Below are 24,809 nucleotides of genomic sequence, written 5' to 3'. Positions count from 1 at the left end.
ACACCGTCCGGTGTCCCCCTCTTCGGCCGCTAGTCGCGGGCCGCGGTCAGGTGCTGTGCGTGTTCCTGGAGTGAACGGACGCCCACTTCACCATGGTTGAGCGCGTCGATGCCCTGGACGGCGGCCGCGAGGGCCTGGACCGTGGTCAGGCACGGGACGCCGCGCGACACCGCGGCCGTACGGATCTCGTAGCCGTCGAGGCGGCCGCCGGTGCCGTACGGGGTGTTGACGATGAGGTCGACCTGCCCGTCGTGGATGAGCTGGACGATCGTCTTCTCGCCGTTCGGGCCCTCGCCGTCGCTGAGCTTGCGCACGACGGTGGCGGTGATGCCGTTGCGCTTGAGGACTTCGGCGGTGCCGGAGGTGGCGAGGAGTTCGAAGCCGTGGGCGACGAGTTCGCGGGCCGGGAAGATCATCGTGCGCTTGTCCCGGTTGGCGACCGAGATGAACGCGCGGCCCTTCGTCGGCAGCGGCCCGTACGCGCCGGACTGCGACTTGGCGTACGCCGTGCCGAAGACGGAGTCGATGCCCATGACCTCGCCGGTGGAGCGCATCTCCGGGCCGAGGACGGTGTCGACGCCTCGTCCGTGGACGTCGCGGAAGCGGCTCCACGGCATCACGGCCTCCTTGACGGAGATCGGCGCGTCCAGCGGCAGGGTGCCGCCGTCGCCGGTCTTCGGGAGCACGCCCTCCGCGCGCAGCTCGGCGACGGTCGCGCCGAGCGAGATGCGGGCGGCGGCCTTCGCGAGGGGCACCGCGGTGGCCTTCGAGGTGAAGGGGACGGTGCGCGAGGCGCGCGGGTTGGCCTCCAGGACGTAGAGGATGTCACCCGCCATCGCGAACTGGATGTTGATGAGTCCGCGGACGCCAACACCCTTGGCGATGGCCTCCGTTGAAGCACGCAGGCGCTTGATGTCGTGGCCGCCGAGCGTGATCGGGGGCAGGGCGCACGCCGAGTCGCCGGAGTGGATGCCGGCCTCCTCGATGTGCTCCATGACGCCGCCGAGGTAGAGCTCGTGGCCGTCGTAGAGCGCGTCGACGTCGATCTCGATCGCGTCGTCGAGGAAGCGGTCGACGAGGACCGGCCGCGAGGGGCTGATCTCCGTGGACTCCTCGATGTACGAGGCGAGGCGCGTCTCGTCGTACACGATCTCCATGCCGCGGCCGCCGAGGACGTACGACGGGCGCACCAGGACCGGGTAGCCGATCTCGTCGGCGATGGCCTTGGCCTCGGTGAACGTGGTGGCCGTGCCGTGCTTGGGGGCGGGGAGGCCCGCCTCGTCGAGGACGCGGCCGAAGGCGCCGCGGTCCTCGGCGGCGTGGATGGCCTCGGGCGAAGTGCCCACGACCGGTACGCCGTTGTCCTTGAGCGCCTGCGACAGGCCCAGCGGGGTCTGGCCGCCGAGCTGGACGACGACGCCCGCGATCGGGCCCGCGAGGGACTCGGCGTGGACGATCTCCAGCACGTCTTCGAGCGTGAGCGGCTCGAAGTACAGGCGGTCGGAGGTGTCGTAGTCCGTGGAGACGGTCTCCGGGTTGCAGTTGACCATCACCGTCTCGTAGCCCGCGTCGCTGAGCGCGAAGGAGGCGTGGACGCAGGAGTAGTCGAACTCGATGCCCTGGCCGATACGGTTCGGGCCGGAGCCCAGGATGATCACCGCGGGCTTCTCGCGCTGCGCGACCTCGGTCTCCTCGTCGTACGAGGAGTAGAAGTACGGCGTCTTGGCGGCGAACTCGGCGGCGCAGGTGTCGACCGTCTTGTAGACCGGGCGCACCCCGAGCGCGTGCCGGACCTCGCGCACGACGTCCTCGCGCAGACCGCGCAGCTCGGCGACCTGCTGGTCGGAGAAGCCGTGCCGCTTGGCCTCCGCGATGAGCTCGCGGGTCAGCTCGGGAGCGGCGGCCAGCTCGTCCGCGATCTCCTTGATGAGGAAGAGCTGGTCGACGAACCAGGGGTCGATCTTCGTGAACTCGAAGATCTCTTCCTGGGTGGCGCCGGCGCGGATGGCCTGCATGACGGTGTTGATCCGGCCGTCGGTCGGGCGCACGGAGGCTTCGAGCAGCTCGGCCTTGTCACCGACCGGGCCAACGAAGGTGAACTGCGAGCCCTTCTTCTCCAGCGAGCGCAGCGCCTTCTGCAGCGCCTCGGTGAAGTTACGGCCGATCGCCATGGCCTCGCCCACCGACTTCATGGTGGTGGTGAGGGTGGAGTCGGCGGACGGGAACTTCTCGAAGGCGAAGCGCGGGGCCTTCACGACGACGTAGTCGAGGGTCGGCTCGAAGGAGGCCGGCGTCTTCTCGGTGATGTCGTTCGGGATCTCGTCGAGCGTGTAGCCGACGGCCAGCTTGGCGGCGATCTTGGCGATCGGAAAGCCGGTGGCCTTGGAGGCGAGCGCCGAGGAGCGGGAGACGCGCGGGTTCATCTCGATGACGATGATCCGGCCGTCTTCGGGGTTGACCGCGAACTGGATGTTGCAGCCGCCGGTGTCGACGCCGACCTCGCGGATGATCGCGATGCCGATGTCGCGCAGGCGCTGGTACTCGCGGTCGGTGAGCGTCATCGCCGGGGCGACGGTGATCGAGTCACCCGTGTGGACGCCCATCGGGTCGAAGTTCTCGATGGAGCAGACGACCACGACGTTGTCGTTCTTGTCGCGCATCAGCTCCAGCTCGTACTCCTTCCAGCCGAGGATGGACTCCTCCAGGAGCACCTCGGTGGTCGGGGAGAGCGTGAGGCCCTGGCCGGCGATGCGGCGCAGCTCGTCCTCGTCGTGCGCGAAACCGGAGCCGGCGCCGCCCATCGTGAAGGACGGGCGCACGACGACGGGGTAGCCGCCGAGGGTGTCGACGCCCGCGATGACATCGTCCATGGAGTGGCAGATGACCGAGCGGGCGGACTCGCCGTGACCGATCTTCTCGCGCACGGCTTCGACGACGCCCTTGAACAGGTCGCGGTCCTCGCCCTTGTTGATCGCCTCGACGTTCGCGCCGATCAGCTCGACGTTGTACTTCTCCAGGACACCGTTCTCGTGCATGGAGATCGCGGTGTTGAGCGCGGTCTGGCCGCCGAGGGTGGGCAGGAGCGCGTCGGGGCGCTCCTTGGCGATGATCTTCTCGACGAACTCGGGGGTGATCGGCTCGACGTACGTGGCGTCGGCGATCTCCGGGTCGGTCATGATCGTCGCGGGGTTGGAGTTCACCAGGATGACCCGCAGGCCCTCGGCGCGCAGGATGCGGCAGGCCTGGGTGCCGGAGTAGTCGAACTCGGCGGCCTGGCCGATGACGATCGGGCCGGAGCCGATGACCAGGACGGACTGGATATCGGTGCGCTTAGGCACGCTGGGCTCCCTTTTCGGACATGAGCTGTACGAAGCGGTCGAACAGGTAGGCCGCGTCGTGCGGACCCGCCGCCGCCTCGGGGTGGTACTGGACGCTGAAGGCCGGCTGGTCGAGGAGGTGGAGCCCCTCGACGACCTGGTCGTTCAGGCAGACGTGGGAGACCTCGGCACGGCCGTAAGGGGTCTCGGAGACCTTGTCGAGCGGCGCGTCGACGGCGAAGCCGTGGTTGTGCGCGGTGACCTCGACCTTGCCGGTCGTGCGGTCCTGCACGGGCTGGTTGATGCCGCGGTGGCCGTACTTCAGCTTGTAGGTGCCGAAGCCGAGGGCGCGGCCGAGGATCTGGTTGCCGAAGCAGATGCCGAACAGCGGCGTCTTACGGGCCAGGACCTCCTGCATGACGGCGACCGGGCCGTCGGCGGTGGCCGGGTCGCCCGGGCCGTTGGAGAAGAACACGCCGTCGGGGTTCACCGCGTACACGTCGTCGGCGGTGGCCGTCGCGGGCAGCACGTGGACCTCTATGCCGCGCTCGGCCATGCGGTGCGGGGTCATGCCCTTGATGCCCAGGTCGATCGCGGCCACGGTGAAGCGCTTCTCGCCGATCGCGGGGACGACGTACGGCTCCTTGGTGGCGACCTCGGCCGAGAGGTTCGCGCCCTGCATCTCCGGGGCCTGGCGGACCTCGGCGAGCATCGTGCCGTCGTCGGGCAGCGCGTTGCCGGAGAAGATGCCGACGCGCATGGCGCCACGCTCGCGCAGGTGGCGGGTCAGCGCGCGGGTGTCGACGCCACTGATCCCGACGACACCCTGCCCCCGCAGCTCCTCGTCCAGGGAACGCTTCGCGCGCCAGTTGGACGGCACGCGCGCGGGGTCGCGCACGACGTAACCGGCGACCCAGATCTGTCCCGACTCGGGGTCCTCGTCGTTGACGCCGGTGTTGCCGACGTGCGGGGCGGTCATCACGACGACCTGGCGGTGGTACGACGGGTCGGTCAGGGTCTCCTGGTAGCCCGTCATGCCGGTGGAGAACACGGCCTCGCCGAAGGTCTCCCCCACGGCCCCGTAGGCGCGGCCGCGGAAGATCCGGCCGTCCTCCAGGACGAGTACGGCGGGAGCGTGGGCGGCTCCCCGGGTGGAGGTCGTCATCGTGCCGTGCCTTCCGTCGTGTCGGCGGTGCCGGTGGTGTCGATCATGTCGTTGAGGGCCTTGACCCACTCGGCCTGCTCGGCCGCGTGGTCGGACCGGAAGCCGGAGTCGATCAGCTTGTCGCCGTGCGCCCAGGTGACGATCAGGAGACCGCCCTCGGTGAGGACCTTGCCGGCGATGCCCTTGTCGAGGCGGGCCTCGCGCAGCGCGCCGGCCGGCACGAAGAAGTCCGTGGCCCCGGGGCGTACGACGTCCAGGCCGGCGTCCGTCAGGGTCAGCTCGACGCGGCTGCGGGTGCCGAGTCCCTGCGCCACGATGCGGTCGAGCCACTGCCCCGCGGTCGTGGAGCCGTGGTAGCGGCCGCTCAGCTCAAGTCTGGCCGGACCAGGGTCGGACGGCGCGGTGGGGAGCGGCGGCAGGTCGCCCTGGAGGGTGCCGCGCCACTTCCAGCCCTCGCGCATCAGCCAGTAGACGAGCGTGATGAAGAGCAGCAGACCGACCACCCACCCGATGCGGGCGGCCCAGTCCGTCACGTCCGCCGACTTCCGTTCGGCGGCGAGCACTGCCAGGGAGTGCGTCAGGGGCGTCACGCGAGCTTCCCGTCGGCGAGTGTGGCCTTGCCCCGCAGCCAGGTGTGGGTGACGCGTCCGGGCAGCTCACGGCCCTCGTAGGGGGTGTTGTGGCTGCGCGAGGCGAAGCCGGCGGGGTCGACGGCGGCACGGTGGCCGGCGTCGACGAGCACGAGGTTCGCGGGCTCACCAGCGGCGACGGGACGGCCGTGGCCCGTGGCCCCGCCGATCCGCGCCGGGGCGACGGACATGCGGTCGGCGACGCCGGCCCAGTCGAGCAGGCCCGTCTCGACCATCGTCTGCTGGATGACCGAGAGCGCGGTCTCGAGGCCGACCATGCCCATGGCGGCCGCGGCCCACTCGCAGTCCTTGTCCTCGTGCGGGTGCGGGGCGTGGTCGGTGGCGACGATGTCGATCGTGCCGTCGGCGAGCGCCTCGCGCAGGGCCATCACGTCGCGCTCGGTACGCAGCGGCGGGTTGACCTTGTAGACGGGGTTGTACGTGCGCACCATCTCGTCGGTGAGGAGCAGGTGGTGCGGGGTGACCTCGGCGGTGACGTCGATGCCGCGGGACTTGGCCCAGCGGATGATCTCGACGGAGCCGGCGGTCGACAGGTGGCAGATGTGGACGCGGGAGCCGACGTGCTCGGCGAGCAGCACGTCACGCGCGATGATCGACTCCTCGGCGACGGCGGGCCAGCCGCCGAGGCCCAGCTCCGCGGAGACGACGCCCTCGTTCATCTGGGCGCCCTCGGTGAGGCGGGGCTCCTGCGCGTGCTGGGCGACGACGCCGCCGAAGGCCTTCACGTACTCCAGGGCGCGGCGCATGATCACGGCGTCGTCGACGCACTTGCCGTCGTCGGAGAAGACGGTGACGCCGGCGGCGGACTCGTGCATGGCGCCGAGCTCGGCGAGCTTCTTGCCCTCGAGGCCGACGGTGACGGCGCCGATGGGCTGCACGTCGCAGTACCCGTGCTCCTGGCCGAGCCGGTAGACCTGCTCGACGACGCCGGCGGTGTCGGCGACCGGGAAGGTGTTGGCCATCGCGAAGACGGACGTGTAACCACCGGAGGCGGCGGCGCGGGTGCCGGTCAGGACGGTCTCGGAGTCCTCGCGGCCGGGCTCGCGCAGGTGGGTGTGCAGGTCGACGAGGCCCGGCAGGAGGATCTTGCCGTCGGCCTCGACGACGGTCGCGTCACCGGCGTCGATCCCGGTGCCGACCTCAGCGATGGTCTCGCCGTCGATCAGGACGTCCTGCGCCTCGCCGCCGAGCACCTTCGCACCACGGATCAGGATCTTGCTCATGATTACTTGTTCTCCTCGGTACGAGAGTGGCTGACGGCGGGCTCGTTGCCGCCCAGAAGCAGGTAGAGGACGGCCATCCGCGTGTGCACACCGTTCGAGACCTGCTCGACGACCGTGCAGCGGTCGGAGTCGGCGACCTCGGCGGTGATCTCCATGCCGCGGACCATCGGGCCGGGGTGCATGACGATGGTGTGCTCGGGCGTCTTCGCCATGCGCTCGGCGTCCAGGCCGTAGCGGCGGCTGTACTCGCGCTCGGTCGGGAAGAACGCGGCGTTCATGCGCTCACGCTGGACGCGCAGCATCATCACGGCGTCGGACTTGGGCAGCGCGCTGTCGAGGTCGTAGGAGACCTCGCAGGGCCACGTCTCGACGCCGACGGGGACCAGGGTGGGCGGGGCGACGAGGGTGACCTCGGCGCCGAGCGTGTGCAGCAGGTCGACGTTCGAGCGGGCGACGCGGCTGTGCAGGATGTCGCCGACGATCGTGATGCGCTTGCCTTCGAGGTCCCGGCCGCGTCCGGCGTCGCGGCCGATCAGGCGGCGGCGCATCGTGAACGCGTCGAGGAGCGCCTGCGTGGGGTGCTGGTGGGTGCCGTCGCCCGCGTTGATGACGGGGGCGTCGATCCAGCCCGAGTTGGCGAGGCGGTAGGGCGTGCCGGACGCGCCGTGCCGGATGACGACGGCGTCGACGCCCATCGCCGCGAGGGTCTGGGCGGTGTCCTTGAGGGACTCGCCCTTGGACACGCTGGATCCCTTGGCGGTGAAGTTGATGACGTCCGCGGAGAGGCGCTTCTCGGCGGCCTCGAAGGAGATCCGGGTGCGGGTCGAGTCCTCGAAGAAGAGGTTGCAGATCGTGCGGCCGCGCAGGGTGGGCAGTTTCTTGATCGGCCGGTCGGCTACCCGGGCCATCTCCTCGGCGGTGTCGAGGATGAGGACGGCGTCGTCACGGGTGAGGTCGGCGGCCGAGATGAGGTGACGCATCATCGGGAGTGCTCCGTAGGAAATGTCAGGACTATTCGGGCATACGGGCGCGCAACGGCACCCTCAGAGTGGCGCTGAGAGTGCTACTGCTCGCCGGCCGGAGCGGTCCGCTTGTCGCCGAGCAGCACGGCGTCACGGCCGTCCTCCTCCGCGAGCAGGACCTTGACCGTCTCCCGCAGCGACGTGGGGAGGTTCTTGCCGACGTAGTCGGCGCGGATCGGGAGTTCGCGGTGGCCACGGTCGACGAGGACCGCAAGCTGCACGGCGCGGGGGCGCCCGATGTCGTTCAGGGCGTCGAGCGCGGCGCGGATGGTGCGGCCCGAGAAGAGCACGTCGTCGACGAGGACGACGAGACGGCCGTCGATGCCGTCGGAGGGGATCTCGGTGCGGGCCAGCGCGCGCGGCGGGTGCATCCGCAGGTCGTCGCGGTACATGGTGATGTCGAGGGAGCCGACGGGAATCTTCCGTCCGGTGACCTCTTCGAGCTTGTCCGCGAGCCGGCGGGCCAGGAAGACGCCGCGGGTGGGAATGCCCAGGAGAACGACGTCCTCGGCGCCCTTGGCGCGCTCGACGATCTCGTGGGCGATGCGGGTCAGTACCCGCGCGATGTCGGGGCCCTCGAGTACGGGGCGAGCCTCATCGGAGTTGTTGATGTCCATAAAAAACGGACCCCCTTCTCCGCCTCACGGGACGGATCTTAAAGGACGTCGGATTTGCGCCCTCTACGGTACCAGGCTCGAAACGCCGCAGTTCACCCCCCTGGAGGTGCGCGAGACACCGTTCCGGGGGAAGGTCGGTACGGACCATTCGGCTTGACGCAGCCAAGTAACGCTGCGTAACCTCACAGTGAGTTACCAGCCACGCGGCGGAGCCGCACGTTGATACAGCGTCCGGGAGCTATATGTCCAGCGAATACGCCAAACAGCTCGGGGCCAAGCTCCGGGCCATCCGCACCCAGCAGGGCCTTTCCCTCCATGGTGTCGAGGAGAAGTCCCAGGGACGCTGGAAGGCGGTCGTGGTCGGTTCGTACGAGCGCGGCGACCGCGCCGTGACGGTCCAGCGCCTCGCGGAGCTGGCGGACTTCTACGGGGTACCGGTGCAGGAGCTCCTGCCGGGCACCACGCCGGGCGGCGCCGCCGAGCCCCCGCCGAAGCTCGTCCTCGACCTGGAGCGTCTCGCCCACGTCCCGCCGGAGAAGGCGGGTCCCCTGCAGCGCTACGCGGCGACGATCCAGTCGCAGCGCGGCGACTACAACGGCAAGGTGCTGTCGATCCGCCAGGACGACCTGCGCACCCTCGCCGTCATCTACGACCAGTCCCCCTCGGTCCTGACCGAGCAGCTCATCAGCTGGGGTGTGCTGGACGCCGACGCACGTCGCGCCGTCGCCCACGAGGACATCTGAGGCACGACGCCCTCGAACACTCGGCAGAAACGTCACGCCGAAGGGGCGGGCCCGCGGTTTCGCGGACCCGCCCCTTCGGCGTTTCCACGTCCTGACCACGCAGCCCTGACCGCGTACAAGAAAAAAGCACCGGGCCCGAAGCGGAACATGATGCATGTTCCGCTTCGGGCCCGGTGCGCTGTCGCTGCCTGCTACGCGTCGTCGCGGCGCAGCGTCGGCTTCAGGTCCTTGAAGCGACCAAGGAGGCCGTTGACGAAGGCCGGGGAGTCGTCCGTGGAGAACTCCTTGGCGAGCTGCACGGCCTCGTCGAGCACCACGGCGTCCGGTGTGTCGTCCACCCAGACGAGCTCGTAGGCACCGAGGCGCAGGATGTTGCGGTCGACGACCGGCATCCTGTCCAGGGTCCACCCGACGGCGTACTGCGAGATGAGCTCGTCGATACGCGAGGTCTTCTTCGCGTATCCCTCGACCAGCTCCATCGTGTACTCGCTGACCGGCGGCTGCCGGGTGTCGCTCCGGGAGTGCCGGATCCAGTCCGCGAGGACCGTCTGGACGTCGACTCCGCGCTGGTCTGCCTCGAAGAGGATCTGGAAGGCGCGCTTGCGGGCCGTGTTGCGAGCAGCCACGGTTAGCTGTTCACCCGGCCGAGGTAGTCGCTCGTGCGGGTGTCGACCTTGATCTTCTCGCCGGTGGTGATGAAGAGCGGCACCTGGATCTGGTGGCCGGTCTCCAGCGTGGCGGGCTTGGTGCCACCGGTGGAGCGGTCGCCCTGGACGCCCGGCTCGGTCTCCTGGACGACGAGCTCGACGGCGGCCGGCAGCTCGACGAAGAGCACCTCGCCCTCGTGCTGCGCGACGGAGGCGGTGAAGCCCTCGATCAGGAAGTTGGCGGCGTCGCCGACGGCCTTGCGGTCGACCATGAGCTGGTCGTAGGTCTCCATGTCCATGAAGACGAAGTAGTCGCCGTCCATGTAGGAGAACTGCATGTCGCGCTTGTCGATCGTGGCCGTGTCGACCTTGACGCCGGCGTTGAAGGTCTTGTCGACGACCTTCCCGGACAGCACGTTCTTGAGCTTGGTGCGCACAAAGGCAGGGCCCTTGCCGGGCTTGACGTGCTGGAACTCGACGACGGACCAGAGCTGGCCCCCGTCGAGCTTGAGCACCAGGCCGTTCTTGAGGTCGTTCGTGGAAGCCACGGTTGCGGAATCTCCTGGACTGACGATGGACGACCCCGGGGGCGCGCGCCTACAGCGCGAGCAGTTCCTTGGTCGTGATGGTGAGTAGCTCGGGTCCGCCGTCCGCCTCGGGGCGTACGACGAGCGTGTCATCGATCCTGACACCGCCCCGGCCCGGGAGGTGAACCCCCGGTTCGACGGTGACCGGCACGCAGGCGTCCAGTTTACCCATGGCCGCGGGGGCCAGCTGCGGCTCCTCGTCGATTTCCAGTCCGACACCGTGTCCGGTGAGCTGTGTGAGGCCCTCGGCGAACCCCGCGGAGTCCAGCACATGGCGGGCCGCGCGGTCCACCTCGCGGCACTCGGCGCCGGGTACGAGGCTCTCCCGACCTGCCCTCTGGGCTGCGAAGACCAGGTCGTAGAGGTCGATCTGCCAGTCCGCGGGAGAGGTGCCGATGACGAACGTACGGCCGATCTCGCAGCGGTAGCCGCGGTAGGCGGCGCCCAGGCAGACGGAGAGGAAGTCACCTTCTTCGACCCGGCGGTCGGTGGGCCGGTGGGAGCCGCGGCCCGAGTTCGGGCCGGTGCCGACCGATGTGGGGAACGCGGGGCCGTCGGCGCCGTGGTCGACGAGGCGGCGCTCCAGCTCCAGGGCGAGATGGCGTTCGGTGCGGCCGACGAGAATCGATTCGAGGAGTTCGCCCAGGGCCTGGTCGGCGATCTCGGCGGCAATGCGCAGGCAGGAGATCTCCTCCTCGTCCTTGACGAGGCGCAGCTGCTCGACGCCGCCGCCGAGGTCGGTCAGGCGCAGCCGGGGCGCCACGGAACCGAGGGCGCGGTGCCGGGCGACGGTCAGGTGGTGTTCCTCGACGGCGAGCGATTCGGCGCCGTAGGAGACCGCGACGTCGGCGGCGGCGACGGCGGGGTCCCCGGCCGGGGCGTCGAGCACCTGGACCCGCAGCGCCTCGTCGGGCCGCCCCTCGGCGGGCTCGTCACCGGGCGGCCGCCCGCACAGCAGGACGTCCCCTTCGTCGCCGGGGCCCTTGCCGAGCAGGAGTACGGCGCCGAGGGGCGCCGCACCCGCGAGATAGCGAACGTTGGCGGGGCGCGAGACGAGGACGGCCGCACTGCCGCCCGCCGCGGCGCGCTCCCTCAGACGGTCCCGTCGGGCCGCGTACACCTCTGCCATGGATCGAGCCTACGAGCGTCGGCGCGTCACGGCCGGTTCAGTGCGTCCGGACGGGCGGCGGGGAGGTCAGCGCGGTGCGCGGGTGACGGAGCGTCGGACGGCTACCACTGGGGCGGGCTCGCTATCGAGCGGGCGAGGACGTCGTCGAGGACGCGGGCCGTGGTGGGCACGTCCATCTGGGAGTTGTCGATGATGGGCAGGCCGGAGCCGTACCAGCCGGCCATGCGGCCGTGGATGCGGGCGACCTCCTCGTCGGTGAGGCGGCGGTTCCCGCTGCGCTCCGCGTTCCGCTCCAGGACGATCTCCAGGCCGGGGAGCAGCACGACCGGCAGCAGGCCCGGACCCACGTGCCGCTTCCAGCCGCCGAGACCGACGACCGGGCGGTCGGGGAAGACGGCGTCGTCGAGGACGCACGAGATGCCGTTGGCCAGGAAGTTCCGTGCGGCGAAGCCGCAGGTGCGGCGGGCGAGGCGGTACTGCGCCTCGGAGTGGTCGTTCCACCCGGACTGCGGGTCGGCGAATCCGGAGCGGACCCATTCGCGTACGTCGTCGAGGCTGATGTGGGCCGTGGGGACGCGGCGTTGCTCGGCCCAGTACTTGGCGACGCTCGTCTTGCCGGCGCCCGCGGGGCCGATGAGGAGCACGGCGAGGGTCGTGGCGGTGGCGTCGGCGGGGCCGGCGGCCGGGGGCGGGCTCGGCATGGCGACGGGGCCGCCGGGCGGGAGCGGCACATGGCCGGTGGTGTCGCGCGAGGGCGGGGGCGGCGCGTGCTGGGGGACGCCTGGGTGCGGGGGCTGTCCGTGCGGAGGTTGCAGGGCCGGCGCGGGAGGCGGTGGGGCGTGCGGGGCGGGGCCCGACGGGCCGGGCGGGCCGGCGAAGCCCGGGGGGTGCGGCGGCGGGAGCGCCGGTCCGGGGCCCGGATGGTGCGCCGCGTGGGACCAGCCGGTGGCCGGTCCGTGTCCCGGCTGAGGGGGCTGCGGCATCGGCGACCCCACTGCTTGCTGCATCCGGTGCGACTCCGTCTCGTACAGGCAACTGGCGCCGGCGGACAAGGCGCTACCGAACGGTACCTGCCCCGACCGCCGTTGTGTGAACGGCCGGGGCAGTCACGAAGTGCCCGAAGGCGGTACCTATTCGGCCACTTCGCCGTACGCGGCGAGGAGCACGGCCGGGTCGGGTCCTTCGAGGACCGTCGGCTTGGCGAGACCGTCGAGGACGATGAACCGCAGCGTGTTGCCGCGGGACTTCTTGTCGACCTTCATGTTCTCCACGAGCTTGGGCCACTGGTCGTAGCGGTAGCTCAGGGGAAGGCCCACGGACTCCAGGACGGTGCGGTGCCGGTCGGCCGTCGCGTCGTCCAACCGCCCGGCGAGACGGCCGAGTTCGGCGGCGAAGTGCATACCGACGGAGACGGCGGCGCCGTGCCGCCACTTGTACCGCTCGTTCTTCTCGATGGCGTGCCCGAGCGTGTGCCCGTAGTTGAGGATCTCGCGCCGGCCCGACTCCTTGAGGTCGCCGGAGACGACCTCGGCCTTGACCTTGATGGAGCGCACGATGAGCTCCGAGGTGTGCGGGCCCTGCGGGGAGCGCGCCGCCTCCGGGTCGGACTCGATCAGGTCGAGGATCACCGGGTCGGCGATGAAGCCGGCCTTGATGATCTCGGCGAGCCCGGACACGTAGTCGTTGACCGGGAGCGAGTCGAGGGCCGCGAGGTCGCACAGGACACCGGCGGGCGGGTGGAACGAGCCGACCAGGTTCTTGCCCTCGGCGGTGTTGATCCCCGTCTTGCCGCCGACCGCCGCGTCCACCATGGCGAGCACGGTGGTCGGTACGGCGATCCAGCGCACCCCGCGCAGCCACGTCGCGGCCACGAACCCGGCGAGGTCCGTCGTCGCGCCGCCGCCCACACCGACGACGACGTCGGTACGGGTGAAGCCGGACTGGCCGAGCGCCTTCCAGCAGTAGGCGGCGACCTCGGCGGTCTTCGCCTCCTCGGCGTTGGGCACCTGGATGGCGACGGCCTCGAAGCCCTGCTCGGCGAGGTCGGCGCGGAGCGCGTCACCGGTCTCGGCGAGCGCCTCGGGGTGGATGATCGCGACGCGCTGGACGGACTCGCCGATCAGGGCGCCGAGTTCACCGAGGAGCTGACGTCCGACGAGGACCTCGTACGGGTCGGTACCGTCCGTGCCGCCGACCTGGATACGGGTCACCTGCTGCTCGGTCATGCTTCCTTCAACTCCAGGGCGTCGAGGACCGCGCGGGCGACCTCTTCGGGGGTGCGGTCGTCCGTGGGGACGACGACGCGGGCGACTTCGGTGTACAGGTGCCGGCGGGCGTCCATCAGCTCGCGCCACTGGCGGCGCGGGTTGACGGCGAGGAGCGGACGGGCGACGTTCAGACCGGTGCGCTTGACCGCCTCCTCGACGTCCATCGACAGATAGACGACGGGGAGCGGGGCGATCAGGGCGCGTGTCGACTCGTCGAGGACGGCACCGCCGCCGAGCGCGAGCACGCCGGTGTGTTCCGCGACGGCGGCGCGCACGGCCTCCCGCTCCAGCTCGCGGAATACGGGCTCGCCGTCGTCCACGAAGATGTCCGCGATCTCGCGGCCCTGCGCGGCGACGATGTCCGCGTCGGTGTCCCGGAAGGAGCTGCCGAGCCATTCGGCGAGCAGTTCGCCCACCGTGGTCTTGCCGACGCCCATCGGGCCGACGAGCACAACCTGCGGGCCGGTCACCGGATCTGGAGGTGGTCGAGGTACGACTGGACGTTGCGCGCGGTCTCCGCGACGCTGTCGCCGCCGAACTTCTCGGCGACGGCGTCGGCGAGCACGAGCGCGACCATGGCCTCGGCGACGATGCCGGCGGCCGGGACGGCGCACACGTCGGAGCGCTGGTGGTGGGCCTTCGCGGCCTCGCCCGTCGCCACGTCGATGGTGGCCAGCGCGCGCGGGACGGTCGCGATCGGCTTCATCGCGGCACGCACGCGCAGCAGCTCACCCGTCGTGAGACCGCCCTCGGTGCCACCGGAGCGGCCGGAGGTGCGCTTGATGCCGTCCTCCGTCGTCACGATCTCGTCGTGCGCCTTCGAACCCGGCACGCGCGCGAGCTCGAAGCCGTCGCCGACCTCGACACCCTTGATGGCCTGGATGCCCATGAGGGCACCCGCGAGCCGGGCGTCCAGACGCCGGTCCCAGTGCACGTGCGAGCCCAGGCCCACCGGCACGCCGTAGGCCAGGACCTCGACGACGCCGCCGAGGGTGTCGCCGTCCTTGTGGGCCTGGTCGATCTCCGCGACCATCGCCTTCGACGCGTCCGCGTCCAGGCAGCGCACCGGGTCCGCGTCGAGCTTGTCGACGTCGGCTGGGGTCGGGTACACGCCGTACGGGGCCTTGGCGGCGGCCAGCTCGGTGACGTGGCTGACGATCTCGATGCCCGCGGTCTCCTTGAGGTAGGAGCGGGCGATCGCGCCGAGCGCCACGCGGGCCGCCGTCTCACGCGCGGAGGCACGCTCCAGGATCGGCCGGGCCTCGTCGAAGCCGTACTTCTGCATACCGGCCAGGTCGGCGTGGCCGGGACGGGGACGCGTCAGCGGCGCGTTGCGCGCCAGGTCCGCGAGCACCTCGGGGTCGACCGGGTCGGCCGACATGACCTGCTCCCACTTGGGCCACTCGGTGTTGCCCACCATGACCGCGACCGGCGAGCCCATGGTCAGTCCGTGCCGGACACCGCCGAGGAACGTCACCTCGTCGCGCTCGAACTTCATGCGCGCACCGCGTCCATAGCCGAGGCGCCGCCGGGCCAGGTGGTCCGCCACCATCTCCGTGGTGATCGGCACGCCGGCGGGAAGACCCTCCAGCGTCGCGACAAGTGCGGGTCCGTGGGACTCCCCAGCGGTCAGCCAGCGCAACCTGCTCAACGGTGCTCCTCTTGCTCGCGCCTCGAACTGCGATGGCGCGGCCGGGTGCGCGGCCCTGGCCCGCCACTGTCGATCCTCCCACGTCCGGGCACCCGACCCGGCCGCCGGTCCATCAGGCGGACGGTGCGGCGGACACGCCCGGGTCAGCCGGCGAGCGCGCGCTCCCCCGCCTGTCGCATCGCGCCGAGCGGCGCGGGCGTGCGTCCGGTCATCTGCTCGACCTGGAGCACGGCCTGGTGCACGAGCAGGTCGAGCCCGCTGACGACGGCCCCGCCGTACCCGGACCAGCGGGCCGCGAGCTGCGTCGGCCACGGGTCGTACAGGACGTCGAAGAGGGTGCCGGGGCGCTCGGGGACCTGGGCGGAGAGGGCGTCCGTGGTGCCGGCCGGTGTGGTGGCGACGACCAGCGGGGCGCTGAGGGCACGGGCCGCGTCGGACCACTGGGCGATCGTGACGTCGACGTCTAGCCGCTCGCCCCACTCCCGCATCTCGGCGGCGCGGGCCTCGCTGCGCACGTACGCGACGATCTCGCCCGCGCAGATGCGGGACAGGGCGGCGAGGGCGGAGGACGCGGTGGCGCCGGCGCCCAGGATGGCGGCGGACTCGACCTTCTCGATGCCGCGCTCGGCGAGGGCCGCGACCATGCCGGGGATGTCGGTGTTGTCGCCGAGCTTCCGTCCGTCCTTGGTGAAGACGACGGTGTTGACGGCTTCCACGGAGCGGGCGGTCTCGCTGACCTCGTCGAGCAGCGGGATCACGGCGCGCTTCAGCGGCATGGTGAGCGAGAGCCCCGCCCACTCGGGCCCGAGGTCCGCGATGAACGCGGGCAGTGCGGCTTCGTCGACCTCGAAGCGGTCGTAGGACCACTCCGTGAGACCCAGCTCCTGATAGGCGGCGCGGTGCAGCACCGGGGAAAGGGAGTGGGCGATGGGCGACCCGAGTACGGCCGCCCTTCTGATTGCTGACATCAGTGCTTCAGTTCTTCCTCGACGCGTTCCACTGGTCGACCAGCTTCTGGTGTTCCGCGTTCGTCCTCGTGAACTTACTGGTCTTGCCGTCCATCGAGATGAAGTAGTACCAGCCGTCACCGGTCGGGTTGAGGGCACCCTGCAGCGCTTGCTCACCCGGGTTCCCGATGGGCCCGGGCGGCAGGCCGCGGTAGTAGTACGTGTTGTAGCGGTTGTCGTACTTGCGCAGCTCGGTGAGGCCGAGGTCGATCTTGCTCTGGCCCTTGATGTAGTTGTACGTGGAGTCGAACTCCAGCATTCCGTTGGTCTGCGCGTTGCCGGGCTTGAGGCGGTTGTAGACCACTTCCGCCATCTTGCGGAAGTCGTCGTGACTGGTGCCTTCCGCCTGCGCGAGACTCGCCACCGTGATGAGCTGCCACGGCCCCTCGAGACCGAGCGCCTTGGACTTCTGCTCGACGCCGTTCTTCTCGTACGTCGCGGTCGCCCGCGCCACCATCTGCTTGAGGATCGCCTCGGGATCTCCGCCCTTGGAGACGCCGTAACTGGACGGGAAAAGGAACCCTTCCAGGGGGTCCTTCACATTCGGGTGGTTCTGCGCCCAGGCGGGCAGACCGAGTTTCTTGTAGTCCTCCTGCGCGACCTTCTGCGTGGTGCCCTTGGGCACCTGGAGACGGCTGTCGATCTGCGCATAGACCCAGGCGTTACGGCGGCCCTCGGGGATGATCAGGTTGTTCCGGCTCTTCGGGCTGAGCATCAGCTCGACCGCGCTCTTCGCCGACATTTCCTTCTCGAGCGTGTATCCGCCTTCCTGAATGGTCTTGCCCTTGGGGTTCTCCTGCTGCGCGGAGACGAACGCGTCCACACTCTTGACGACGCCCGCTTCCTTGAGGCGCTGCCCGATGACATAGCCAACGGCACCCTGAGGAATGTCCACGGAAACGGATTCACCATTTCCGGAGCCCGTGTAATCCGGAGCCGACCCGAAACGGTTCTGATAAAACTGGTAGCCGAAATAGCCGACCCCGCCGACACCGCCCGCGAAAATCACGGTGAGCACCAGGCAGGCGCATCCGCTGCGGCGCTTCTTCGGTTTCTTCGGCTGTTTTCCGCCCCGGCCGCGACGGGAATTCCGGTCGCGGGGGTCGTCGTAGTCGTCATCCTCGTCGTCGCCACCACCGGCGAAGAACGCGTGTTCCCCCTGATCCGGTCCCGGGTCCCAGTCCGTCTCCGGTTCGGCGGCGGGCCCGCGCCGGCCGGGCGGCTCCGGCGGCGGGTACGCGTCGGGGGTGCCGTACATGTCCGGCTGCTGACCGACGTACGCGGCCTGCTGCTGGGTCGAGTAGGGGTCCACCGGGTCGGCGGGGTACGGGACTTGGCCCTGGGCGGCGGTGTCCCAGCCGCCCCCCTGCGGCTGGGCGCCGTACTGGTCGCCTCCGCCGTACTGCTGCTGGCCGTACGGGTCGTGCTGACCGGTGTTCCAGTCACCGCCGTACTGCTGCGGGTGCTGGGGCTGCTGCTGAGGATGCTGCGGGTGCTGCTGCTGAGGATGCTGCGGCTGCTGAGGGTGGTACTGCCCCTGGCCGCCGTAGGCAGGGCCGCCCGCGGCCTGCTGCCCCCACCCCTGGTCCCCGTACAACGGGTCCTCGGGATGCCACGGTTCGGAGCCTGGGCCCCGGCCATACTCAGTCATCGATCCCCTACGAGCCGCGAGGCGGCGGCCGCGTCCGGGTGGGCAGGCAGCCGGTCCGCCTCTTGATGCTGTGCGGCAGCTGTTCGAACGCCGCCGATCGCGCGGAACGTTACCGTATCGCGATCAGATGACCACTTCGACGCCCTCGCCCGGAGCTTTACCTGACGCTCGTTCGGACTCGAGAGCCTGCTGAAGGATGATGACGGCGGCCGCCTGATCGATGACAGACCTGCCCTTTTTGGACTTCACGCCCGACGCGCGCAGCCCCTGACTGGCCGTCACTGTGGTCATCCTCTCGTCCACGAGCCGCACGGAGACGGGGGCGATCCCGCCGGCGAGCTCCTGGGCGAAGGCGCGGACCTTGACCGCGGCCGGCCCCTCGCCCCCCTTGAGGGAGCGAGGGAGGCCGACGACGACCTCGATCGGTTCGTACTCCTCGACGATCTGCCGGAGCCGCCGGTGGGCGGCCGGGACGTCACGTCCCGGCACGGTCTCCACCGGGGTGGCGAGGATCCCGTCGGGGTCGCACGAGGCGACCCCGATCCGGGCGTCCCCGACGTCGATCGCGAGCCGTCGGCCGCGTCGCATCAGGCCGTTTCCCCGACGAGCCGCTCGATCGCGGCGATGGCGTCACCGATGGCGGCCGGGTTCTGGCCGCCGCCCTGGGCGACGTCCGGCTTGCCGCCACCGCCGCCGCCGAGGGTCTTGGCGGCCGTGCGGACGAGGTCACCGGCCTTGAGACCGCGCTCGCGGGCCGCCTCGTTCGTGGCGATGACCGTGAGCGGCTTGTCGTTGACCGTCGTGAACAGGGCGACCACGGCCGGGCGTCCGCCCTGGATGCGGCCGCGCACGTCGAGGACCAGCTTGCGCAGGTCGTCGGCGCCCGTGCCGTCCGGGACCTGACCGGTGACGAGGGCGACCCCGCGCACGTCGGTGGCACCGGCGGCGAGACCGGCGGCGGCCTGGAGGACCTTCTCCGCGCGGAACTTCTCGATCTCCTTCTCGGCGTCCTTCAGCTTGCCGAGCATGGCGGCGATCTTCTCCGGCAGCTCCTCGGCGCGGCCCTTGACCAGCTCCTGGAGCTGGGCGACGACCGTGTGCTCACGGGCCAGGAAGTTGTACGCGTCGACGCCGACCAGGGCCTCGATACGGCGCACGCCCGAGCCGATGGACGACTCGCCGAGCAGCTTCACCAGGCCGAGCTGGGCGGTGTTGTGGACGTGCGTACCGCCGCACAGCTCCTTGGAGAAGTCGCCGATGGTGACGACGCGCACGCGCTCGCCGTACTTCTCGCCGAACTCGGCGATGGCGCCCTGCTTCTTGGCGTCGTCGATGCTCATGACCTCGGCCTGGACGTCCAGTTCGCGGGTCAGCACCTCGTTGATCTTCTGCTCGACGTCCGTCATCACGGCCGTGGGCACGGCGGACGGCGAACCGAAGTCGAAGCGGAAGCGGCCCGGCTGGTTCTCCGAGCCGGCCTGGGCGGCCGTCGGGCCCAGCGCGTCACGCAGCGCCTGGTGGGTCAGGTGCGTGGCGGAGTGGGCGCGGGCGATGGCGCGGCGGCGGGCCACGTCGATGACGGCCTGGGCCGGGGCACCGACGGTCACCTCGCCGACCTGGACGACGCCCTTGTGGACGTAGACGCCCGGGACCGGCTTCTGGCAGTCGCGGATCTCGATGATCGCGCCGTTGTCCAGCTTGATGCGGCCGGTGTCGCCGATCTGGCCGCCGCCCTCGGCGTAGAAGGGGGTGCGGTCGAGGACGACCTCGACCTCGTCGCCCTCGGAGGCGGCGGGCGAGGAGACGCCGTCGACCAGCAGGCCGACGATCGTGGACTCGCCGTCCGTCGACGTGTAGCCGATGAAGTCGGTGGCGCCCGAGGCGTCGGCGATCTCGCGGTACGCGCCGACGCTGGCGTGGCCGGTCTTCTTGGCCTGGGCGTCGGCCTTGGCGCGCTCCCGCTGCTCCTTCATCAGGCGGCGGAAGCCGTCCTCGTCCACGGAAAGGCCCTGCTCGGCGGCCATCTCCAGGGTGAGGTCGATCGGGAAGCCCCAGGTGTCGTGGAGCAGGAACGCCTTGTCGCCGGGGAGCACCGAGGAGCCGGCGGCCTTGGTCTCGGTGACCGCGGTGTCGAGGATGTTCGTGCCGCCCTTGAGGGCCTTGAGGAAGGCGGCCTCTTCGGCGAGCGCGACCGTCTCGATGCGCTTGCGGTCGGTGATGAGCTCCGGGTACTGCAGGCCCATCGTGTCGATGACGACATCGACGAGGTCCTTGACGACCGGGCCGGTGGCGCCGAGAAGGCGCATGTTGCGGATGGCGCGGCGCATGATGCGGCGCAGGACGTAGCCACGGCCCTCGTTGCCGGGGGTGACTCCGTCGCCGATGAGCATCACGGAGGTGCGCATGTGGTCGGCGACGACGCGCATCGAGACGTCGGAGCCGTGCTTGGCGCCGTACTGGACGCCGGTGAGCTCGGTGGCCTTGTCCATGACGACGCGCAGGGTGTCCGTCTCGTACATGTTCTGTACGCCCTGCAGGATCATGGCGAGGCGCTCGAGGCCGAGACCCGTGTCGATGTTCTGCGACGGCAGGTCGCCGAGGATCTCGAAGTCCTCCTTGCCGATGCCGGCGCCGCGCTCGTACTGCATGAAGACCAGGTTCCAGATCTCCACGTACCGCTCGTCGTTGACGGCCGGGCCGCCCTCGACGCCGAACTCGGGGCCGCGGTCGTAGTTGATCTCGGAGCACGGGCCGCAGGGGCCGGGGACGCCCATGGACCAGAAGTTGTCCTTCTTGCCCAGGCGCTGGATGCGCTCCTTCGGGACGCCGACGACCTCGTGCCAGATGCGCTCGGCCTCGTCGTCGTCGAGGTAGACCGTGATCCAGAGCTTCTCCGGCTCCAGGCCGTAGCCGCCGTCCGCCACGGAGCTGGTGAGCAGCTCCCAGGCGTACTTGATGGCGCCTTCCTTGAAGTAGTCGCCGAAGGAGAAGTTGCCGCACATCTGGAAGAACGTGCCGTGGCGGGTGGTCTTGCCGACCTCTTCGATGTCCGGCGTACGCACGCACTTCTGCACGCTGGTGGCGCGCGGGGCGGGCGGCTTGACCTCACCGAGGAAGTACGGCTTGAACGGGACCATGCCCGCGGGCACGAGCAGCAGAGTCGGGTCGTCGGCGATGAGCGACGCCGAGGGCACGACCTTGTGGCCACGCTCCTCGAAGAAGCTCAGCCAGCGGCGGCGGATTTCAGCCGACTCCATCAGTGGTCCTCATTCCGGTTGTACGAGTACGTCGTGTTCTCGAGGTACTTGGGGTTGTTCTTCACGTGGTTCTCGATGACCGCGAAGCTGCGCTGCGCGGGGAGTTCGGCGTCGACCGGGGCGCTCAGCCCCAGCGCGTCGCCCAGTTCGGCCTCGCGCTCGGCCATGTTGTCCCGGACGTCGAGCGCGAAGTCCTTGAGACGGTGGCCCGCTTCGATCGCCTTGTTCGCGGCCTGCGCGGCGAGACTCTCCGGCGTCAGCTGCTTCAGCTTGCGGTTGACCTTGGTGGTGGCCCACACGCCGGCGGCTGCGCCCGCGGTGAACCAGAAGGTACGGCGGAACATCAGTCCCTCTTATTCCGGTTGTTCCGCGCGGCCTGCTTGCCGCGCCGCGGTGACGGGACGGTACGGCCCACGATCACGGTACGGCGGGACCGCTTGGCGGGCTCGTCGGCCTCGGTGGCGCCCGTGGTCTTGCGTCCGATGGCCCGGCGCACGCCGTAGCCGAACGCGGCCACCTTGACGAGCGGGCCGCCGAAGGTGGAGGCGACGGTGGAGGACAGCGCCGACGCGTTCGACGTGACCTCCTGGACGTCGGACGCGATGGCGTCGACCCGGTCGATCTGCGTCTGCGCGGACCGTACGGCCGCGGAGGCGTCGGCGAGCAGCGGGACCGCCTGCTCGGTCACATCCGCGACCAGCCGGGTCGTCGCCCTGAGCGTCTGGGCCAGCCTCGCCAGAGCCACCGCGAGGAAGGAGACCAGGATCGCCCAGAAGACGGCCACCAGGATCCCGGCCACCTCTCCACCGGACACGTAGCACCGCTCCCTGAACGTCGAACAGATCAAAAAAAGGCCGAAGAGAATCGTCCCCCGAGCCTATCGCGCCGGGGTCCGCGGTCCGTACCGGATTCCGCTTCACCGCGGGCGTACTTGCCGGAACCGATTGTACGGACCGCTTACGCGTGAGTACTCTCCGTACCTCATGCGAAGCGAACAACGTCCGGACGACGGGCCGGAGGGCTTCCCTCCGCCCGGCGACCTGCCTCTCGAACTCAACCGCTTCGTCGGCCGGGCCGTCGAACTCGCGGATCTGACCCGGGCCCTCGACGGGTCCCGCCTCGTCACCGTGACCGGGGCGGGCGGTGTCGGCAAGTCCCGCTTCGCCGCACGGGCCGCGGCTCTGGCTTCCGTTTCTCCGGGGTACGACGGCGTGCGCCGGGTGGATCTGGCGACCGTGCGCGAGGCGGACCTCGTCGAGTACGCGCTCGCCTCGGCCCTCGAACTGGCCGATCAGACGAGCCGTCCGCAGCGCGACGTCCTGCTCGGCCATCTCGCGGAGCGCCAACTCCTGCTCGTCGTCGACGGGTTCGAGCACCTCGTCGACACGTGCGCCACGCTCGTACGGGATCTGCTGAGCGCGGCGCCGGGGCTGCGGATCCTCGCGGTGGGGCGCCGGCCGCTCTCTGTCGAGGGCGAGGTCGTCTTCCCCCTGTCGCCGCTCGCGCTTGAGGACGCGGCGGAGCTGTTCGCCGACCGGGCCGCCGCGCTGCTGCCCGGTTTCGGGCTCGACGACAGCAATCGCGCGGACGTCGTCGAGGTGTGCCGGCGGCTCGACTGTCTGCCGCTGGCGGTGGAACTGGCGGCGGGGCGGCTGCGGGCGCTGTCTCCCCCGGATCTGCTGCGGCGGCTCGACGACCGGTTCCGGTTGCTCACGGGCAGCACGCGCGGCGCGCTCCCGCGTCACCAGACGCTGCGGACGGCGATCGGCTGGAGCCACGAGTTGTGCACTGCGGAGGAGCGGCTGCTGTGGGCACGGCTCACGGTGTTCTCCGGCCAGTTCGACCTGGACGCCGCCGAGTACATCTGCGGTGGTGACGGCCTGCACGCCGACGACGTCCTCGATGTGCTCTCCGAGCTGATCGCGCAGTCCGTGGTGATCCGCGACGAGGCGGGCTCGGCGGTGCGGTACCGGATGCTCGACTCGGTGCGGGCGTACGGGGCGGAGTGGCTGGAGGCCTTGGGAGACGCCGGGCGGATGCGGCGCAGGCACCGCGACTGGTACATGGGCCTGGCCACGTGGTGCGAGCTGGACTGGTTCTCGCCCCGGCAGGCCGAGGTGGCGGCGCGGATCGAGGTGGAGCTGCCGAATCTGCGCGCCGCCCTGGAGTTCTGCCTGACCGAGCCGGGCGAGGTGTATCTGGGGCAGTACCTCGCGGGCACGCTCTGGTTCTTCTGGACGGGCTGCGGCCGGCTGTCGGAGGGGCGGCACTGGCTGGAGCGAGGGGTGGAGCTGGACGAGGACAACCCCGACGACGAGCACTCCCGGTCCCGCCTGAAGGCGCTGTGGGTGCTCGGTTACGTGGCGATCCTTCAGGGCGACACTGTTCCGGCGCTGGCCGCGCTGCACGAGTGCCGCGAGGAGGCGGAACGTCTCGGCGACGCCACTGCGGTCGCGTACGCGGTGCACCGGACGGGCTGCCTGGCGCTGATCACGGACGATCTGCCGCGCGCCGAGGAGCTGCTGCGGACGGCGCTCGCGGGCTACCGGGAGATCGGTGAGCTGAACAGCAGTGTGCTGATGGGCCAGGTCGAGCTGGCGATGGCCGTGGCGTTCCGGGGCGATCTGGCCGGGGCGGTGGAGCTGTGCGAGGACGTGCGGCTGATCTGCGAGGACCACGGCGAGCGCTGGACGCTGGCGTACGCGCTGTATGTCCTGGCGTACGCGGCGTGGACCAAGGGGGATCTGGCGCGGGCGCGGAAGCTGCTCCGCGAGTGCCTGGTCATCGGCGACACGTTCCACGACCTGCTGGGGACGGTGCTGTCCCTTGAGCTGCTCGCCCTGGTCACCCTGTCGGAGGGGGACGCGGCGGAGGCGGCGCTGCTTCAGGGGGCGGCGGGCCGGATCTGGCCGTCGGTGGGGCTGCCACTGTTCGGTTCGCTGTACTTCAACGCGCCGCACGAGCTGTGCGCGTCGGACGCGCGCGCGGTCCTCGGCGAGGGCCAGTTCGAGATGTTCGTGCAGGTCGGTTCGCGTCTTGAGCCCGGGGAGGCGGTGGCGCGCGCCGTCGGGCGGGGCGCCGCGCCCCGGCCGCCGGTGATGCCGTCGCCGCGTCCGGTACGCACGGCCCCGGAAACGCGCGAACCCGCCGCCTCCGGAGAGACGACGGGCTGAAACGCAGGTGGTGCTACGTCCGCAGGATGATCAGCGGGCGTAGTACTCGACGACGAGCTGCTCGTCGCAGATCACGGGGATCTCCTTGCGGTTCGGGTCACGGTCCAGGCGGAAGGCCAGGGCCTTCAGGTTGACCTGGAGGTAACGCGGGGTCTCGCCCTCGGGGGCGAAGCCACCCTCACGCGCGACCTGGAACAGCGGCTTCTCGCGGCTGCGCTCGCGGACCATCACGACGTCGTCGGGACGGACGCGGAACGACGGCTTGTCGACCTTGCCACCGTTGACCTCGATGTGGCCGTGAACGACCATCTGGCGGGCCTGGTAGATCGTGCGGGCGATGCCCGAACGCAGAACCAGGGCGTCGAGACGACGCTCCAGCTCGATGACCAGGGCCTCACCGGTCTTGAGCTGCGTCTTGGCGGCACGCTCGTAGGCGCGGACGAGCTGGCGCTCGGACACGTCGTACTGCGCGCGCAGACGCTGCTTCTCGAGCAGACGGACCTTGTAGTCCGAGTTCTGCTTGCGGCCACGGCCGTGCTCGCCCGGCGGGTAGGGGCGGGCCTCGAAGTACTTGACGGCCTTCGGGGTCAGCGCGATGCCGAGGGCACGCGACTTCTTGACCTTGGGGCGGGACTGGTTCGCCATGAACCAAACACCTCATTGTTCTGTGGGAATACGGCTTCACCAGGGTTAAGGGAGGTCG

At 70.4% G+C, this 24,809-nt stretch carries 22 protein-coding genes; 2 read left to right on the top strand and 20 right to left on the bottom strand.

Features of this window, described 5'->3' with window-relative positions:
* Positions 1-29: 29 nt before the first annotated feature.
* From carB to pyrR, 6 genes are all read right to left on the bottom strand, one after another.
* Positions 30-3,338 carry a carbamoyl-phosphate synthase large subunit gene (carB, locus tag ABZ893_RS10455; protein ID WP_361399904.1) on the bottom strand — a complete coding sequence of 1,103 codons (3,309 nt, stop codon included), beginning with the start codon at positions 3,336-3,338 and terminating at the stop codon, positions 30-32.
* A complete protein-coding gene (gene carA / locus ABZ893_RS10450) occupies positions 3,331-4,482 on the bottom strand; it encodes a glutamine-hydrolyzing carbamoyl-phosphate synthase small subunit (protein WP_361399901.1) in 1,152 nt (383 codons plus the stop codon). The genes carB and carA overlap by 8 nt, the downstream gene beginning before the upstream one ends.
* Positions 4,479-5,072, bottom strand: coding sequence for a hypothetical protein (locus ABZ893_RS10445; RefSeq protein WP_361399898.1), 594 nt, complete (start codon positions 5,070-5,072; stop codon positions 4,479-4,481). Before ABZ893_RS10445 ends, carA begins: the two co-directional genes overlap by 4 nt.
* A complete protein-coding gene (locus ABZ893_RS10440; protein WP_361399895.1) occupies positions 5,069-6,355 on the bottom strand; it encodes a dihydroorotase in 1,287 nt (428 codons plus the stop codon). Before ABZ893_RS10440 ends, ABZ893_RS10445 begins: the two co-directional genes overlap by 4 nt.
* Before the next feature lie 2 nt (positions 6,356-6,357).
* Positions 6,358-7,338, bottom strand: a complete 981-nt coding sequence (locus tag ABZ893_RS10435) for an aspartate carbamoyltransferase catalytic subunit (protein WP_361399892.1) — start codon at positions 7,336-7,338, stop codon at positions 6,358-6,360.
* Between the two features lie 80 nt (positions 7,339-7,418).
* On the bottom strand, positions 7,419-7,994 hold the full coding sequence (gene pyrR, locus ABZ893_RS10430; protein ID WP_361399889.1) for a bifunctional pyr operon transcriptional regulator/uracil phosphoribosyltransferase PyrR: 576 nt from the start codon (positions 7,992-7,994) through the stop codon (positions 7,419-7,421).
* Positions 7,995-8,236: 242 nt separating this feature from the next.
* Between pyrR and bldD the strand changes: the two genes are divergently transcribed.
* Entirely contained in the window at positions 8,237-8,737 is a 501-nt protein-coding gene (gene bldD, locus ABZ893_RS10425; protein WP_361399886.1) for a transcriptional regulator BldD, read from the top strand.
* Between the two features lie 191 nt (positions 8,738-8,928).
* On the opposite strand, the gene nusB is transcribed toward bldD, so the two are convergent.
* The 13 genes from nusB to ABZ893_RS10360 form a co-directional block, all read right to left on the bottom strand.
* Positions 8,929-9,363 carry a transcription antitermination factor NusB gene (gene nusB, locus ABZ893_RS10420; RefSeq protein ID WP_361399883.1) on the bottom strand — a complete coding sequence of 145 codons (435 nt, stop codon included), beginning with the start codon at positions 9,361-9,363 and terminating at the stop codon, positions 8,929-8,931.
* A gap of 2 nt (positions 9,364-9,365) precedes the next feature.
* Complete coding sequence (efp, locus tag ABZ893_RS10415) at positions 9,366-9,932, bottom strand: elongation factor P (protein ID WP_361399880.1); 567 nt, start codon at positions 9,930-9,932, stop codon at positions 9,366-9,368.
* Between the two features lie 49 nt (positions 9,933-9,981).
* On the bottom strand, positions 9,982-11,100 hold the full coding sequence (locus ABZ893_RS10410) for an aminopeptidase P family protein (protein ID WP_361399877.1): 1,119 nt from the start codon (positions 11,098-11,100) through the stop codon (positions 9,982-9,984).
* 101 nt (positions 11,101-11,201) lie between these two features.
* Positions 11,202-12,107 carry a Pro-rich N-terminal domain-containing protein gene (locus tag ABZ893_RS10405; RefSeq protein WP_361399875.1) on the bottom strand — a complete coding sequence of 302 codons (906 nt, stop codon included), beginning with the start codon at positions 12,105-12,107 and terminating at the stop codon, positions 11,202-11,204.
* A 123-nt stretch (positions 12,108-12,230) separates the two neighbouring features.
* The gene (aroB, locus tag ABZ893_RS10400; protein WP_361399872.1) at positions 12,231-13,325 is read right to left on the bottom strand and encodes a 3-dehydroquinate synthase; all 1,095 of its coding nucleotides are present in this window, start codon (positions 13,323-13,325) and stop codon (positions 12,231-12,233) included.
* Positions 13,322-13,804 carry a shikimate kinase gene (locus tag ABZ893_RS10395; RefSeq protein ID WP_361400206.1) on the bottom strand — a complete coding sequence of 161 codons (483 nt, stop codon included), beginning with the start codon at positions 13,802-13,804 and terminating at the stop codon, positions 13,322-13,324. The genes aroB and ABZ893_RS10395 overlap by 4 nt, the downstream gene beginning before the upstream one ends.
* 29 nt (positions 13,805-13,833) lie before the next feature.
* On the bottom strand, positions 13,834-15,018 hold the full coding sequence (aroC, locus tag ABZ893_RS10390) for a chorismate synthase (protein ID WP_361399869.1): 1,185 nt from the start codon (positions 15,016-15,018) through the stop codon (positions 13,834-13,836).
* A 143-nt stretch (positions 15,019-15,161) separates the two neighbouring features.
* Positions 15,162-15,986, bottom strand: a complete 825-nt coding sequence (locus tag ABZ893_RS10385; protein WP_361399866.1) for a shikimate dehydrogenase — start codon at positions 15,984-15,986, stop codon at positions 15,162-15,164.
* Positions 15,987-15,993: 7 nt separating this feature from the next.
* On the bottom strand, positions 15,994-17,676 hold the full coding sequence (gene mltG, locus ABZ893_RS10380; RefSeq protein ID WP_361399863.1) for an endolytic transglycosylase MltG: 1,683 nt from the start codon (positions 17,674-17,676) through the stop codon (positions 15,994-15,996).
* A gap of 123 nt (positions 17,677-17,799) precedes the next feature.
* Complete coding sequence (gene ruvX, locus ABZ893_RS10375; RefSeq protein ID WP_361399860.1) at positions 17,800-18,264, bottom strand: Holliday junction resolvase RuvX; 465 nt, start codon at positions 18,262-18,264, stop codon at positions 17,800-17,802.
* Positions 18,264-20,933, bottom strand: a complete 2,670-nt coding sequence (gene alaS, locus ABZ893_RS10370) for an alanine--tRNA ligase (RefSeq protein WP_361399858.1) — start codon at positions 20,931-20,933, stop codon at positions 18,264-18,266. Before alaS ends, ruvX begins: the two co-directional genes overlap by 1 nt.
* Positions 20,933-21,277, bottom strand: a complete 345-nt coding sequence (locus tag ABZ893_RS10365; RefSeq protein WP_361399855.1) for a DUF6167 family protein — start codon at positions 21,275-21,277, stop codon at positions 20,933-20,935. The genes alaS and ABZ893_RS10365 overlap by 1 nt, the downstream gene beginning before the upstream one ends.
* A complete protein-coding gene (locus tag ABZ893_RS10360) occupies positions 21,277-21,747 on the bottom strand; it encodes a DUF948 domain-containing protein (protein ID WP_361399852.1) in 471 nt (156 codons plus the stop codon). The genes ABZ893_RS10365 and ABZ893_RS10360 overlap by 1 nt, the downstream gene beginning before the upstream one ends.
* A 169-nt stretch (positions 21,748-21,916) precedes the next feature.
* Here ABZ893_RS10360 and ABZ893_RS10355 point away from each other — a divergent pair, with 169 nt between their 5' ends.
* Positions 21,917-24,106 carry a regulator gene (locus ABZ893_RS10355; RefSeq protein ID WP_361399849.1) on the top strand — a complete coding sequence of 730 codons (2,190 nt, stop codon included), beginning with the start codon at positions 21,917-21,919 and terminating at the stop codon, positions 24,104-24,106.
* Between the two features lie 30 nt (positions 24,107-24,136).
* Here ABZ893_RS10355 and rpsD read toward each other — a convergent pair whose 3' ends face one another.
* Positions 24,137-24,751: a 30S ribosomal protein S4 gene (rpsD, locus tag ABZ893_RS10350; RefSeq protein WP_361399847.1), complete on the bottom strand. Its 615-nt coding sequence runs from the start codon at positions 24,749-24,751 to the stop codon at positions 24,137-24,139.
* Positions 24,752-24,809 lie beyond the last annotated feature (58 nt).

Origin of the sequence: Streptomyces sp. NPDC046821, from assembly GCF_040645335.1 — a bacterium.
Taxonomy (GTDB): domain Bacteria; phylum Actinomycetota; class Actinomycetes; order Streptomycetales; family Streptomycetaceae; genus Streptomyces.
Note: the sequence above shows the minus strand (reverse complement) of the source record. Positions and strands in the feature narration are given on the sequence as shown.

Coding starts and splice junctions, on each gene's coding strand:
- carA (WP_361399901.1), bottom strand. CDS start 4,482: ATGACGACCTCCACCCGGGGAGCCGCCCACGCTCCCGCCGTACTCGTC.
- ABZ893_RS10440 (WP_361399895.1), bottom strand. CDS start 6,355: ATGAGCAAGATCCTGATCCGTGGTGCGAAGGTGCTCGGCGGCGAGGCG.
- ABZ893_RS10435 (WP_361399892.1), bottom strand. CDS start 7,338: ATGATGCGTCACCTCATCTCGGCCGCCGACCTCACCCGTGACGACGCC.
- pyrR (WP_361399889.1), bottom strand. CDS start 7,994: ATGGACATCAACAACTCCGATGAGGCTCGCCCCGTACTCGAGGGCCCC.
- bldD (WP_361399886.1), top strand. CDS start 8,237: ATGTCCAGCGAATACGCCAAACAGCTCGGGGCCAAGCTCCGGGCCATC.
- ABZ893_RS10410 (WP_361399877.1), bottom strand. CDS start 11,100: ATGGCAGAGGTGTACGCGGCCCGACGGGACCGTCTGAGGGAGCGCGCC.
- ABZ893_RS10405 (WP_361399875.1), bottom strand. CDS start 12,107: ATGCAGCAAGCAGTGGGGTCGCCGATGCCGCAGCCCCCTCAGCCGGGA.
- aroB (WP_361399872.1), bottom strand. CDS start 13,325: ATGACCGAGCAGCAGGTGACCCGTATCCAGGTCGGCGGCACGGACGGT.
- ABZ893_RS10395 (WP_361400206.1), bottom strand. CDS start 13,804: ATGGGCGTCGGCAAGACCACGGTGGGCGAACTGCTCGCCGAATGGCTC.
- ABZ893_RS10385 (WP_361399866.1), bottom strand. CDS start 15,986: ATGTCAGCAATCAGAAGGGCGGCCGTACTCGGGTCGCCCATCGCCCAC.
- mltG (WP_361399863.1), bottom strand. CDS start 17,676: ATGACTGAGTATGGCCGGGGCCCAGGCTCCGAACCGTGGCATCCCGAG.
- ruvX (WP_361399860.1), bottom strand. CDS start 18,264: ATGCGACGCGGCCGACGGCTCGCGATCGACGTCGGGGACGCCCGGATC.
- alaS (WP_361399858.1), bottom strand. CDS start 20,933: ATGGAGTCGGCTGAAATCCGCCGCCGCTGGCTGAGCTTCTTCGAGGAG.
- ABZ893_RS10365 (WP_361399855.1), bottom strand. CDS start 21,277: ATGTTCCGCCGTACCTTCTGGTTCACCGCGGGCGCAGCCGCCGGCGTG.
- ABZ893_RS10355 (WP_361399849.1), top strand. CDS start 21,917: ATGCGAAGCGAACAACGTCCGGACGACGGGCCGGAGGGCTTCCCTCCG.
- rpsD (WP_361399847.1), bottom strand. CDS start 24,751: ATGGCGAACCAGTCCCGCCCCAAGGTCAAGAAGTCGCGTGCCCTCGGC.